The organism is Coprococcus sp. HCN-4056, assembly GCF_037892645.1.
Lineage (GTDB): Bacteria > Bacillota > Clostridia > Lachnospirales > Lachnospiraceae > Coprococcus > Coprococcus ammoniilyticus.
Window position 1 is genome coordinate 534,234 of record NZ_JBBKBL010000001.1, and the last position, 14,668, is coordinate 548,901.

10 protein-coding genes are annotated in these 14,668 nt (G+C 43.3%); all 10 read left to right on the plus strand.

What is annotated here, in order from left to right; translation table 11 throughout:
• Positions 1 to 8 precede the first annotated feature (8 nt).
• Complete coding sequence (locus tag WKT03_RS02240) at positions 9 to 761, plus strand: TadE family protein (protein ID WP_173789213.1); 753 nt, start codon at positions 9 to 11, stop codon at positions 759 to 761.
• A 54-nt stretch (positions 762 to 815) separates the two neighbouring features.
• Entirely contained in the window at positions 816 to 1,289 is a 474-nt protein-coding gene (locus WKT03_RS02245; RefSeq protein ID WP_117808574.1) for a hypothetical protein, read from the plus strand.
• Positions 1,273 to 2,646 carry a DUF6382 domain-containing protein gene (locus WKT03_RS02250; protein ID WP_340390854.1) on the plus strand — a complete coding sequence of 458 codons (1,374 nt, stop codon included), beginning with the start codon at positions 1,273 to 1,275 and terminating at the stop codon, positions 2,644 to 2,646. The genes WKT03_RS02245 and WKT03_RS02250 overlap by 17 nt, the downstream gene beginning before the upstream one ends.
• Positions 2,647 to 2,687: 41 nt before the next feature.
• Positions 2,688 to 7,238: an MSCRAMM family protein gene (locus tag WKT03_RS02255; RefSeq protein WP_340390855.1), complete on the plus strand. Its 4,551-nt coding sequence runs from the start codon at positions 2,688 to 2,690 to the stop codon at positions 7,236 to 7,238.
• A 245-nt stretch (positions 7,239 to 7,483) separates the two neighbouring features.
• Entirely contained in the window at positions 7,484 to 9,223 is a 1,740-nt protein-coding gene (gene dnaX / locus WKT03_RS02260) for a DNA polymerase III subunit gamma/tau (RefSeq protein WP_117808576.1), read from the plus strand.
• 40 nt (positions 9,224 to 9,263) lie between these two features.
• Positions 9,264 to 9,614: a YbaB/EbfC family nucleoid-associated protein gene (locus WKT03_RS02265; RefSeq protein WP_008400312.1), complete on the plus strand. Its 351-nt coding sequence runs from the start codon at positions 9,264 to 9,266 to the stop codon at positions 9,612 to 9,614.
• A complete protein-coding gene (gene recR / locus WKT03_RS02270) occupies positions 9,614 to 10,210 on the plus strand; it encodes a recombination mediator RecR (protein WP_021944222.1) in 597 nt (198 codons plus the stop codon). The genes WKT03_RS02265 and recR overlap by 1 nt, the downstream gene beginning before the upstream one ends.
• Before the next feature lie 50 nt (positions 10,211 to 10,260).
• Positions 10,261 to 11,334, plus strand: a complete 1,074-nt coding sequence (locus WKT03_RS02275) for a 6-phosphofructokinase (protein ID WP_021944221.1) — start codon at positions 10,261 to 10,263, stop codon at positions 11,332 to 11,334.
• An 89-nt stretch (positions 11,335 to 11,423) separates the two neighbouring features.
• Positions 11,424 to 11,924 (plus strand): hypothetical protein, encoded by a 501-nt coding sequence (locus WKT03_RS02280; RefSeq protein WP_021944220.1) that lies wholly within the window; start codon positions 11,424 to 11,426, stop codon positions 11,922 to 11,924.
• Positions 11,921 to 14,593 (plus strand): hypothetical protein, encoded by a 2,673-nt coding sequence (locus WKT03_RS02285; RefSeq protein WP_340390856.1) that lies wholly within the window; start codon positions 11,921 to 11,923, stop codon positions 14,591 to 14,593. Before WKT03_RS02280 ends, WKT03_RS02285 begins: the two co-directional genes overlap by 4 nt.
• Positions 14,594 to 14,668 lie beyond the last annotated feature (75 nt).

Sequence of the window (14,668 nt, forward strand, 5' to 3'; positions counted from 1 at the left end):
GTGCCACGGTGGAGGCAGCCCTGATCCTGCCGCTTTTTATCATGGCAGCAGTTGTGTTTTTCTGGATGGGAAATCTGTTGCAGACACGGTTGATTGTCTATGATGCCATGCAGGACACTGCGCAGTGCCTGGCAGAATATCAATATGCGTATTCATATGTACAGGATGAAAAAACAGTGGATTTACCGGGAAACGGTGTCAATGTTCTGACAGCAAAAGAAAGACTGCAGCATTATCTGGATATATCCCCGGTGGATGCTTCCTGTATTGTGGGTGGAACCGGAGGGATTCTGGTTACAAGATCAGCTTACAGTGAAGCAGATGGCTGCATTGATCTTAAGCTGCGATATAAACTGCAGATCAATGTCCCATTTTTTGGAGAACTGACCTGGAAGGTTCAGGAACAGATCCGGCAGCGTGCATTTATCGGTATGCAATTGGAAAATAATGAGACAGAAGAAAATAGATACGTTTATATCACGGAGACCGGAGAGGTCTATCATACCAGCAGAACCTGTTATCATATAAAACTTACGATCCGGCAGATTCCGGATGGAGAGCTTTCTGATAGGTATCAGAATCTGTCTCCTTGTGAGCGGTGTGCGGAGGGCAGGACGACGGATGGAACGGTATATATAACGGAGGCGGGAGACCGCTACCATCTCTCTGTTTCCTGTTCTGGATTAAAACGAACGGTTATGCGTGTCAAACAAAAGAATGTTGGAAGCATACCACCATGCAGCAACTGTGGTAACGGATGAAATTCTTGTAAGGGTGCATTTTGTAAGGGTGCAGGAACAGGAAAGGTGAAAGATATGAATTCTGGGAAAAAGGATGATCGTGGAACGATCGTGATCGAAATGTGCATTATTATGCCAATCGTGATCACTGTTATATTTGTTGTTATCAATATGATGATTGTGCAGTTGAATAACGGAATTGCAACCGGCGAGGCATATCATGTGGTCTGTAATCGGGAACGATATATGTCTGGAAGTGGAAACAGCGCAGAGGATACATTGAATCAGGCGTTAGATCAGATGGTCAGGCCATCTATGCAGCATCTGGATGAACTGGAAACAAGCGTGCGCTTTCGTCCTTCTGGAAATGCGTTACTTTCCGGTATAACAGGAACCATAGATGCAGTTATCAAATATGAAGAGCTGCACCCGGGAATTGGACTGCTGACAGATAAAAAGGCAACACAGAGAAAAGTAAAGATTGAGAAAGAGATCCGGGATATCAGCAATAATCTCAGGAGGTGGCAGTTGTATGGAAAAACATTATGACACTGATGGGATAAATGTATATCTGATGCTTACCGACACCGATTATCAGGTCTCCTATGAAACCAAAATGCTTCAGAACAACTGCATCCCATATGTTCTTCCATTTAACGTGATGTTCATAGATGGAGATGCGATTCCTTGTTATGAGGTTAACGGACTGACAGAATTTGCAGTGATAGAGCAGACGATCACGATAACTCCGGTGCTTATATTACAACTGTTTCAGGAACTGGTTATGGTATTTCACCAGCTTGGCAGATATTTGCTGTCCGTTAATAATCTGATCCTGGTGGAAGATTGTATCTTTTATGATATAGCGCAGAAATGCTTTGGTTTTATCTATCTTCCGGGATATCAGAGTGGAGTCCGGGAGCAGATGCGGAGGCTGTTAGATCAGGTGATATGCAGGATGGATCATGCAGACCGGGCGGGCAGTGACCGGGTATATGATCTGTATCAGAAGATCATGGATGCAAATTGTGATCTTGAAAAGCTGGTAGATTTTTTTACAGAATTCCGCACGGAAGAAAGCGGCGATACAGATGGTACGGGAAATACAGATATATATAGAACGGAAGAAACGGGCAAGACTGAGGAAGAGGAAGAGGCAGCAGAACTGGCTGCATTTTTGAGAAAAGAACCAAACCGGAAGAAATGGAAGAAATCGAACCGGAACAGGACGATAGTACAGAGCGACATTGACGATGATAAGACATCGGTTCGGACGATCGTGTATAAGACGGTCGTTATTGCCTGTATGCTTGCAACGGCGTTGTTTGGGATCAGCTATGGATGGATGCAGTACCGGGCAAATGGACGGATCCAACATATGAAACCTTTATTCGGTGTATGCATCTTACTGGCAGTGGAATTATTTGTCTGGATGGAGCTGTTCTTAACAGATCAGACTGAAAAAGAAGAGGAGGTTGTTGAACCTTGTATACAGGAACAGGATATAACTATATTTCCGGCAGCAGCGGATGGAAATGGACAACCCGCAGCCGGTGATACACAACAGGAGACAGCCATACTTCCGGCAACCGATCCGGTATGCATGTTAGTTCCGGTTGGAGGGCAAGCGGAAGCCACATCGAATCCGGTGATCTGTCTGGATACACTTCCAAGATTGATCGGACGTGGGGATATGGCAGATTTTTGTATTTCCGATAAGTCTGTGAGTCGGGTTCATAGCAGGATCCGATATGTCGATCATAAATATGTACTGGAGGATATGGGTTCGACAAATGGGACATATGTAAATGGTTATCCACTGCGAGTGGACTATCCGGCAGTGGTATTGCCCGGAGATATTATTTCATTTGGGAATATAGAATATGAGCTGCGGGCTCAAATATAGGAAGGAGGAAACAGCTTTTTCTGGGAAGCTGACAGAAATATATGAAACAATACAGAAATAAAATTTTACTGATCGTACTGGTGGGAATTCTTCTGCTGATAAATCTGCCATTCCATGCGATCCTTCAGACAGCATCCATGGGAGGAGATGCGGAGCAGGCGGTAACGCAGTTGTTTGAAAAGAATGCGACAGCAACGGATACGGATGCAGACAGGGCAACTCCGGAGGATGCAGACAGAGCAACTGTGGAAGATGCAGATGGGGTGGCTGCGAAAGTTGTAGATGGGGAGGCTGCAGAAGATACCGACAGAGCAACCTCGGAAGATGTAGATGCGATGACCACGCAGGATATAGCATTATCATATGAAGATCAGGCAAAACAGATCGCTACGATCTCAGATGCTATATCGAGAGATGTATATACTCCGGATATGAAAGTAGAAATAAAGAAAGAGAAAAAGTCGTATATATTTAATATAGATGCATTGGCGACGGTAATGTCCTTTCCGATGTTATATTCAGAATTTGTCGTTGGATACAGACTGGGAAGAACAGAAGCGGGAGATACCTGCAGAGATTTCCGGATCTTTCAATATCATGGCATTACGGATTATGAGAAACTGTTTTCCGTATATTGTGGAGACAAGGAGCTGGATGTTCCGTGGTATGGAGAATATGTTTCGGATGGAAAGCATTTGCAGGGAACAGCAGCAACTGTATACAGTGATGATACGACAGATGGTTATATACATGCAGGCAGCGGACTGTTAACAGCCGATATCCGGAAAGCATTGTATCAGGGATATAAGAACAGGCAGTCTCAAAGCGCATTACAGGATAATCTGAATGCTATCCGGCATCATGGAAAAAGCATGAGCGGAGAAGTTCCATATACGAGAGCACAGGCAGAGATCCGGATCGGAACAGAAACTCCAAAGACAGAGCAGATTGATATATCACCGGGGCAGCCGGAGACGCGATGGAAATACCGGTATACCATACACATGGAAGAAGAGAGTTTGTTAAGCACTGTGTCTCCGGATGGAGTATATGCAAAAAGAACGAAGATGCGTACGGTCACAGGAGGTCAGAATGCGTTTCGTATCATAGTGCCGGATACAGATATTAAACTGTGGGTATGTACGGACTGGAAAGGTTCGATTGCAGATACGGACTGGAAAGCATACCGGTCAGGAGAAGAAGCTGTATTAAAGGCAGGAAGCAGATATTTCTTTACTGCCGGTACGGATAAGAAGGGTGTGAGCAGACTGTCAAAGACCTTTGCCGAACGGGATGGGTTTACAGCTTATGCTGTCTGCCCGGACAACAAAGAGATTCAGACCTGCTTTGCAGGTGTGCTTTATGAATATGCAATGGAGATGGTGATTAACTGGGGAAGTGAATTAAAAACCGGAAAACTGCATCTGACAAAGCTTGGTGATGGTTCCTTGAGTAATCTGAAAGGAATAAAATTTTACCTTTATAAACTGGACGAGCCATTTGCAGATCTGTCAGAGGGGAAAGCGGTAAAGATCGGAACATATACGGTTAATTCCAAAGGAAAAGGTGTGCCAACTTATATTACGGAAAAAGGCAGATTTTATGGAGCAAAAAGTAATTATGCCGGAGAGGATATAGATGGATCCACATGCCGGAATATCTACAATCTGCCACCGGGCTATTATATGCTGCATGAGGATGCTGAACTGGCACTGGCAAGAGGATATCTGCCCGCGATAGACCATTATTATGAAATTACAGATAACCAGCTGGAATATGAGTTTGTCATTCAGAATGTCCGGGGCGGGCTCAGTCTTCAAAAAACCAGTGACTCTCCGGAACTTACAGGAGCAGATGGCAAAACGGATGCATATAGTCTGCAGGGAGCCAGATATAATGTGTATAAGGTTGGGAAAAAGAATGATACATCAACCGATGCTTATGTCTGCACCTTTACAACCGATGCATCCGGAAAAGGAATTGTTACAAAATATAATTCGGATGCAGGATATTATCCGGTATATGGTTCTGATAACCGGATATATGAAGTGCGCGGAGTTCCGGTTGGTTGCTGGTATTACATTGCGGAAACAGGGAAAAAGAAAGGGTGGAATGGAAATGAATATTCCTATGCCGGAGGTTATATTGTAAATAAAGAGGATAAAAAAGCGGCTTCCTACTATCAGAAGTGGATCTATCTGGATAAGGAGGATGGTGGAATCGGAGTTTCAGAAAATTTGGAGAAATATCCCAAGCAGCAGATCGATGTACTGGAATCGCCGATTACGATCGGAATTCAGCTTCATAAAAGCAGTGCGATGAAAGAAATTTCCGATATGGGTGGATATACATTTGCCGATATTCAGTATCAGGTATACATGGCGGACAAGAATGGAAGGCCGGGAACCGGAAATCTCTATGTAGGTACATTTACAGTGCAAAAGGATGGAACGGGAATTGTTACAGATATAAACACGAAATTTATTCCGACCGGAGGAAATAAAACGATCGTTTCGCTTAAGAAAAAAGGGACAGATACGATCTCCGGACTACCATGTGGAAGCTATTATGCAAAGGAAACAAAAACAAACCGCTATTACAGGCTGAATACAGATCCGGTAAAAAAAGAATGTCTGTCCAGTGGCGGAAGAGAAACAGGAAAAAAAGAGATCGAGCATGTGATCGAAGTTACAGATCAGCCAAATACCGGAGAACTGTATCTGGAAAAGAAGAGCGCCGGTGAAGAATGGACGGATGAAAATACAGCATATTCGTTATTACATGCAGAATATAGTGTTTATATGGTGTCAGGAAAGAATGCTCCATATAAAGAAGAAAATCAGGTTGGCATATTTACGACAGAAAAAATGAATGCGGCAAATACCGTGATCGGAATACCGGAGATTAGGAATTCCTGCGGAACCGGAAATGCATTCCGAATGATATCAGGAGAGGTCGTTTCCATTCAGGCAGATAAGAGTAAGCATTGTTTTACCGGATTGCCATTTGGCTGGTATGCAGTAAAGGAAAAGCGTGCTCCAAAAAATTACAAACTGGATGCGGATGTGCATTATATTTGTATATCCCCGGATACGGTGGAAAACAAGATTAATGCAACCATGCAGCTTGCAGAGAAAGAAATGGTATATCAGGGAAAACTGTCACTAACAAAATATGACAGAGAGAATGGAACCGGAACTGTAAAATATGGAGCATCTCTTGCGGATGCAGTCTTTCAGGTGCGGTATTATAAGGGACTCCTGCAAAAAACAGAATTGGCAGCATCTGCTGCATACCGAACCTGGTATATTAAGACAGTATATAACGAGCAGACCGGAAGTTATGAGGCAAAGCTGGATGCAGCTTATCTTACCGGACAGAGTGATCCTCTATTTACGGATAAAAAGACAGGTGCAGTAATTCTTCCGGCTGGAACCGTGGTCATAACAGAATACCAGCCACCAAAGGGGTATATGCTGCCGGGACATGGACAGGGGTATATCGAAGTAACCGGACTGACAGGAGAGAAACAGCAAATTACCGGAAATGAAATTGTACTTCATCTGGATGCAGGAAATCCGAATAAAGAGCTGCAGACTTTTTCTGTGGAGAGTGGGAATGTCATAGAAGCGGAACTGATAAAGGTGTACGAGCAGGCAGAACGGGTGGATATTGCATTTGACAAGATCAATGCAGGAACCAGAGAATCCATGCAGGGAATCGTATTTCGTATTTCGTTGCTGGATGAAGCAGGAAATCCTGTTGAGAGCCATATTGCGGTAACCGGAGCAAATGGACGTTTTGATTCGGCCGGACGCAAGGAAAGTGGTAAATTCAATATCAATGATGTTATCTATGAATACAACCAGACGCAGGAAGAAAGTGCATGGAAGGAATATGATATGACAGCCGGGATCTGGTTTTGTGGAGATGAGAGTACACAGAGGGAAGTTTTCGATGAAGATATTATGGCAGACGGAGCTACAAAAAGCGAAGAAAACACATCCATAAGAGAAGCTTCAGAAACAGAAAAAGCGGATCTGGGAGCGTTGCTGCCGGGAACTTACATGATCGAGGAGCTGCCTTGTAAAGGTAACCGGGGATTTGTAATAATGCAGCGTCAGATCGTGGACATTGATAATGCAGAGACAATCCGGGAGCTTGGTACATATGAAAATCAGTCTTCGGAAGATACAACAGAACAGACGACAACCGAAACCACGACCGGGGACACAACGGAGACAACAACCGAAGCTACGACCGGGGACACAACGGAAACCACAACCGAGTCTACAACCGAACTGACGACTGAGATCACGACCGAGGAAACAACGGAAACCACAACCGAGTCTACAACCGAACTGACGACTGAACAGACGACGGAGATCACAACAGAAACTACAACAGAGCTGACGACCGAACCGGACACCGGAGACAGGAAGACTCCCCCGGTCAGAACCGGTGACTCGTCAGGAGTGATCCTGTTTTCATATATCGGGTTTGGAGCAATGCTTGGCGCAGTAATTCTTGTGATCATAAAAAGACGACAGGGAAAACATGGAAAAGATAGACCGGGAAACAGGAAACATTGACAGAATGAAAACGGTACTTTTAAAATTATATAATATGGTTCGTTCATGAACTTCATGTTCATCTCCAATGCCGGATGCCTGAAACAGAGGCGTCCGGCATTTTTACTATATAGAAAAGGCTGCCCTGTAAAGTAAATAAGTGCGCTATTATGGATATATTATTTAAAAGAGGACAAAAACTAATAATTGCTATCAATCACCATTTCGGATATAATATCTTTAGTTGTATTTTGGAGGAAACCGTCATGTCTTATATGGCATTATATCGTAAATGGAGACCGGATACTTTTGAAGAAGTAAAAGGCCAGGATCATGTTGTAACAACACTAAAGAATCAGATTATAAATAACAGGATCGGACATGCATTTCTCTTCTGCGGAACAAGAGGAACCGGAAAGACATCGATAGCAAAGTTGTTTGCAAAAGCAGTAAACTGTGAGCATCCGGTAAACGGAAGCCCATGCAATGAATGTGCGGCATGTCGTGCGATCGCAGATGGATCATCTATGAATGTGATCGAGATTGATGCAGCATCAAACAATGGTGTGGATAATATCCGTCAGATCCGGGAGGAAGTACAGTATTCACCATCAGAAGGAAAATATAAGGTATACATTATAGATGAGGTTCATATGCTGACACAGGGAGCGTTTAATGCTCTGTTAAAGACATTGGAGGAACCACCGTCTTATGTCATTTTTATACTTGCAACAACAGAATCCCATAAGATTCCGATCACAATATCTTCCAGGTGTCAGAAATACGAGTTCCGGCGGATCTCGGTGGAAACAATCAGTGACCGTCTGATGGAGCTGCTTGGAAGAGAACAGATTGCGGCAGAGAAAAAAGCAATTGATTATGTTGCCAAGGCTGCAGATGGATCAATGCGTGATGCACTCAGTATTCTGGATCAGTGTATCGCATTCAACATTGGCAAGGAGCTTACTTATGAAAATGTACTGGATACGATCGGAGCAGTTGATATCGATGTATTTGCCAGATTGTTAGATTGTGTGATTCGGCTGGATGTTGTCGGTGCCATCGATCTGGTGGATGAGGTAGTATGGCAGGGACGGGAATTGTCCAGATTTGTATCAGAATTTACATGGTTCCTTCGAAATGTATTGTTGGTGAAGGTTTCACCGGAGGCTGATCAGAAGCTTGATATGTCGGCGGAGAATCTGGAACGGTTAAGACAGCTTGCTGCACAGCTCGAAACAGATGCACTTATCCGGTATATCAATATATTTTCGGATACCTCTGCAAATATCAAATATGCAGTACAGAAGCGTATTGTTTTAGAACTTGCAGTGATCAAATTATGCAAGCCTGAGATGGAAACCGATTACAGCGCGCTTCTTGACCGGGTCAGAGTTCTGGAACAGAAGTTAGAGAATGGAGCCGCCGGATCGGTGGTTAGCGGGAATAATAACGGTGAAGGAAGCTCGGCATCGGCAGGCGTTACAGCATTGGCAGGCGAGGCAGTGCAGGGAGCCGGAGCAGTATCACAGGAACTGCTGGATCAGATCTGTGCAAGACTGAAGCAGGAAGGAATGCAGATAGGAAATGTACCTGCGATGGGAGGTGCAGAGATAGAAGCGGCATCGAAGAAGCTGTCCGAGCAACTGAAAAAAGAACTTCCGGAAGCAAATTACAATGAATTAAAAGAATTCGTAGAACAATGGGATATCATTATGGAAGGATATCAGAATATTACGAAGAAGTTTCTGGAAAAAGCAAGGATCAATATGAACGAAGCCAGAGATGGTCTGTATCTGGCATATGTCCAGAATGAAGAGAACAAGCAGGCAATCGCTTATTTTGAAGGAAAAGAGCGGATGGCGGCATTGCGAGAGCACATCGAACAGGTGACCGGCAGACAGGTGAAGATCGAACTGAAGGTCGTGTCGAAGAATAGTGAAGCGGCACAGGAGATCGAGGCGAATGACTTGTCGAAGATTAATTTTGCTATTCAGTATGAATAAAAATATAAAAAAGAGCTAAGAATCAAGGAGGATATATAAGATGGCTAAAAGAGGCGGCTATAACATGGGTATGATGCCTGGCAATATGAACAACTTAATGAAGCAGGCACAGAGAATGCAGAAGCAGATGGAGACAACAACCAAGGAGCTGGAGGATAAGATCTATGAATCTTCCGTTGGTGGCGGCGTTGTAACAGCAAAGGTTTCCGGTAAGAAAGAACTGATGGAGATCAAGCTGGATCCGGAGGTTGTTGATCCGGATGATATCGAGACATTAGAGGATCTGATCATTTCTGCAGTAAATGAAGCATTCCGTATGCAGGATGAAGATTATCAGGAGAATATGAATAAGATCTCCGGCGGTATGGGTCTTGGAGGCTTACCGTTCTAATGGATATATATGGTGGAGAAGTAAACCGTCTGATCGAAGAGCTTGGCAGACTTCCCGGTATCGGAGCAAAGACAGCACAAAGGCTGGCATTTTATATCATCAGTATGCCGGAAGAACGAGCACAGGCACTTGCCGATTCAATCGTAAATGCAAAGAAGAAGATTCGATACTGCAATAACTGTTATACGATCACAGACAGTGATCTTTGTCCGATCTGCAGATCTGCAAATCGGAATCATAAGGTGATCATGGTGGTAGAAACACCGAGAGATCTTGCAGCATATGAGCGGACGAATCAGTACGATGGTGTATATCATGTTCTTCATGGAGTGATCAATCCGGCACTCGGAATCGGACCTGCGGATATCAAGATCGCAGAACTGATGAAGCGGTTGCAGGGGGATGTGGATGAGCTGATTATTGCAACAGGCTCCGGTCCGGAGGGAGAAGCAACGGCGATGTATATATCAAAGCTGGTCAAACCGGCAGGGATCAAGGTCAGTAGGATCGCAAGCGGTGTACCGGTTGGCGGAGATCTGGAATGTATTGATGAAGTGACACTGCTCCGGGCATTGGAAGGACGCGTATATTTATAGGGACAATTAAATAGCATTTTACATAAAAAAGAAGAAAGAGGTGTTTAGGGATGTTGCGAGTTGGATTACTTACCAGTGGTGGCGATTGTCAGGCACTGAATGCAACCATGCGTGGTGTAGCAAAAGGATTGTACGAGTTATTTGATGAAGTAGAGATCTATGGTTTCCTGAATGGATATAAGGGCTTGATGAGAGCACAGTATATCAAGATGATGCCGGATGACTTCTCAGGCATTATGACAAAGGGTGGAACGATTCTTGGAAGTTCCAGACAGCCATTTAAGCTTATGGGTGAGCCTACAGAGGATGGTCTTGATAAGGTGAAATCCATGAAGGACACATATAAAAAACTCAAACTGGACTGTTTATGTGTATTAGGAGGAAATGGTTCCCAGAAGACAGCAAATCTGTTAAGTGAAGAGGGCTTAAATGTAATTGGTCTTCCAAAGACGATCGATAATGACCTCTGGGGAACCGATATGACATTTGGTTTCCAGAGTGCGGTAGATGTGGCAACACAGACGATTGACTGTATCCATACAACAGCAGCATCCCATAACCGTATCTTTATCGTAGAGATTATGGGTCATAAGGTTGGCTGGATCACATTACATGCCGGTATTGCAGGTGGAGCAGATGTTATCCTGATCCCTGAGATTCCGTATGATATCAAGAAGGTATACGAGGCAATCGACAAGAGAACAAAGAATAATAAAGGATTTACGATTGTTGCAGTAGCAGAAGGAGCAATCTCCAAAGAGGTTGCAGAGCTTCCAAAGAAGAAGAGAAAAGAAGCAATCGCTAATTCTCCGTATCCATCTGTTGCATATGAGATGGCGGACAAGCTCAAGGAGTTCACAACACAGGACATCCGCATTGCGATTCCTGGTCATACACAGCGAGGCGGAAGCCCATGTCCATATGATAGAGTGATCTCATCCAGATTCGGGGCAAAGGCAGCCGAGCTGATCAAAGCAAAGGATTTTGGAAAACTCGTTGTATTTAAGGATAATAAAGTAACTGCGATTCCGTTATCAGAGTCAGCAGGAAAACTCAAATATGTATCTCCGGACGATGATACCGTTCTTGCAGCAAAGACATTAGGTATCTCATTTGGTGATTAATTTCAGTTCGAATAAGAAATGGCAGTAACATAATCTCTCTGTCTGCATATATACTATATAGGAATAAGAATGCAGGCAGGGAGATTTATATGCAGAACGAATTTAAATACATTCCATATGACAGAAAGGATACGAATATCCGTGGATTGATAAAAAATGGAAATGTGTATAATCTGACACGGAGCATGTCGGGACTTTTGTTGCCGGATGATCCAAATGAGGAACAGTCAAGAGCAGAAAAGGACTGGGCCTATCTGAAGGAAATGTATCCGGAACGGGTACGGCGTATCAGTGCAATGGTGGAAGAAGAATGTGATAAATTAGAATATGCAGGAAGCCCGATGTTTGCGGAATATCCGGATCCGGAGGTGATCCGTAAGATCGCACGGGATGTCTATGCAGAGCTTCCGGATCCATATGTAGATATTCATCTGGATATGGAGGCTGCGCCATCTGAACCACCGTATGTTCCAAAAGGAAAAGGCTGTGGTAACTGCATGATGCGGAATCTGATAGAAACATTGATCTGTAATGAATTTTACTGTAGACGGGAACGCTACAGAAGATGTAGGAGACGATTTTACCTGTGAAGAAAATAGGAACACTTGTTATAAGAATAATAGTAATGGCAGTTTTCTTTGTGATTACTATTTTTTTAGTTGATAAATTTCAGAATAGACAGTATAAGAATCTGGCAATGGAGATGGAAAATGCCACCTTGCCTTTAGTATATGTAGACTATGAGGGCAGATATATCAACTGCCTTCATGGCTATACAACCGTAGTCGATACAACTATGCTTCGTGACTGTATTACTCCGGCGACAGATGACAAAAAAGTAACGTTTGCAGTAGATGACAAAAATGGTTATGCAAAGACCTACAGCTATGAGCTGCGGTCGATCTCAAGCGATTCTCTGATCGAGAACGGAGATCTGACATCCGATACAGAGGAGAATGGATACCGGATATTTGATATTGATATCCGTATGGATATCAAGCCGGATACGGAATACATGCTGATATTCAAATTAGATGGAGCGGATGGACAGACCGTACGCTACTATACCCGTATCGTTGTAAATGACAATTATCATGCGTCCGAGCTTCTGGACTTTGTGGAACAGTTTAATGCTTCGACATTTGACTACGAGGCAAATGAAGAAGGATCCTTTATCTATCCATACATGCAGGCATACAAAGGACAGGATGATGACAGCCTTTCTATGGGACATCTGAATCTGACAAGCAGCTACAAAGAGCTTGTCTGGAGTGGAGTGAATCCGGTCCGGATAACTTCGATCATTCCACAGATCAAGGAAATTGATGTCAATTATGCAGTAATTGAACTGGATTATGTGACCACGGCAGAAAACACCGATGGTGAGTCGGATTATTATTCGGTCAGGGAATATTATCGTGTCAGTTATAAAGAACCGGAGACAGAAGACGATACAGAAACAGCCACCGGAGCAGAGGATGCTGAAGCATCAGAGGATACCGGGGAAGCAGATAACGCAGGCACAATATCCGTTATGAACTTTGATCGTTATATCGATGAGTATTTCAACCGGACAGGTGTCGATAATAAAAATAATGTGTATGAGATCGGGGTTGTTCTTGATAAAAAGCTGGATTACCGTTATAGCTCGGATAATAAGAAGATCGGTTTTGTCAGAAACGGACAGCTCTGGCTGTATAATTACTCAGAAAACCAGATTTCCATGGTATTTGGATTCTGGATGGATGACGTGGAAAATGTCAGAAACACATATAACAATTATGGTATCAATATGATCTCCATGGACGACGATGGCAATATGATATTTGCAGTATATGGCTATATGAACCGTGGTGCTCATGAAGGAAAGCTGGGAATCAGTCTGTGTTCTTACGATGCAGCAGAGCAGGAGGTTACGGAGCTGGTATTTGCAGAATGTAATGAACCATATGCAGCCATGAAAGATGAAGTGTCCAGACTGACCTATTATGATGGAACAAACTTTTATTTTATGCTTGGCAACAAGGTGAACTGCATTAACGTGGAAGCAAAACAGTTATCCTATTATGTAGATCATGTATCGCTTGATCATGTATATGTATCCGATGATATGCAGGTAATGGCATATGATTCATCGGATCAGGCAGCCGATAATGCGACATTAACGCTGGTTAATTTTGCAACCGGACAGACCTATACGCTGGATGCGGGAGCAGGAAAGAGTCTGGTCTGCTATGGATTTAAGAACCGGGATCTGATATATGGGATCTGTAATACGGCTGACAGTGATATTTCTATAGATAAAGATTCCTTTGCAAAAAAGAATCTGAGTGAAAAGGTATACAGCCGGATCCCATCATACAAATTATTTATCGTGGATGAAAATGGAAACCAGATCAAAGAATATCAGAAGGACGACAATTATATCATAGATATCAGCGTAGAGGATGATCTGATCTATATGACCAAAGGATCCAAGAAAACAGACAGATTTCGGTTGGCAGAGGATGACTTTATCACCTATAAAGAAAGCGACGATGTAAAACGAGTTGATATCACGACAAAAACAACATCAGGAATTGCGAAGCTGTATTTTACAGTACCGTCAAATATATATCTGACCTATATTCCGTATCTGAATATCACAAAGAACACGGTGGGAGACCGTTCATCGGATATGCTGATCACGGTAGAAGATGAATATGCAGGCTATATGGTATATGATAATCTGGGACTGACCGGAATCTATGATAAGGCAGGAGATGCAATCAACCGGGCAACGCAGATTGCAGGTATTGTCGTTTCCAAGGATGGAGAAATCGTATACAGGCAGTCGGAGATGCAGGCATATAATACGATCGCATCGTCAATCTATCACCAAAGCTCCGGCAGTGTGGATGCATCCTTGTGGGATTGTGTATATATGACACTGATCTATGAGGGTGTGACAGATCTCACATATGAAGATATGAAAGCATCCGGTACAGATCCGGTACAGGTGCTGACAGAGCTTGGAAAATATCCGGGAGCAGATATTTCAGGAATTTCGCTGGATCTGGTATTTGGATATATCAGTAATGGTATTCCGGTTATCAGTCGTATCAATGATGGAAGATATGTAATGGTCGTAAGCTATAACAGTGAAGCGGTTCGTTATTATGATCCGGTACTGGATACGGAAGTCCGGGTATCAAGAAAAGAATATGAAGCTGCCATGAGTCAGGGAAATAATGAACTGTATTCCTATGTTCAGGAGTAGAAATAAAAAGATATACAGGAAAACAGATCCGTTTGAGGACATCATTGTTTTCCTGTATAAGACAAAAAGAAAAGC

What these genes read in the sequence shown, in the direction of transcription:
- dnaX (WP_117808576.1), top strand. Translation starts at nt 7,484, where the DNA reads ATGTCTTATATGGCATTATATCGTAAATGGAGACCGGATACTTTTGAA.
- WKT03_RS02255 (WP_340390855.1), top strand. Translation starts at nt 2,688, where the DNA reads ATGAAACAATACAGAAATAAAATTTTACTGATCGTACTGGTGGGAATT.
- WKT03_RS02250 (WP_340390854.1), top strand. Translation starts at nt 1,273, where the DNA reads ATGGAAAAACATTATGACACTGATGGGATAAATGTATATCTGATGCTT.
- recR (WP_021944222.1), top strand. Translation starts at nt 9,614, where the DNA reads ATGGATATATATGGTGGAGAAGTAAACCGTCTGATCGAAGAGCTTGGC.
- WKT03_RS02275 (WP_021944221.1), top strand. Translation starts at nt 10,261, where the DNA reads ATGTTGCGAGTTGGATTACTTACCAGTGGTGGCGATTGTCAGGCACTG.
- WKT03_RS02265 (WP_008400312.1), top strand. Translation starts at nt 9,264, where the DNA reads ATGGCTAAAAGAGGCGGCTATAACATGGGTATGATGCCTGGCAATATG.
- WKT03_RS02245 (WP_117808574.1), top strand. Translation starts at nt 816, where the DNA reads ATGAATTCTGGGAAAAAGGATGATCGTGGAACGATCGTGATCGAAATG.
- WKT03_RS02280 (WP_021944220.1), top strand. Translation starts at nt 11,424, where the DNA reads ATGCAGAACGAATTTAAATACATTCCATATGACAGAAAGGATACGAAT.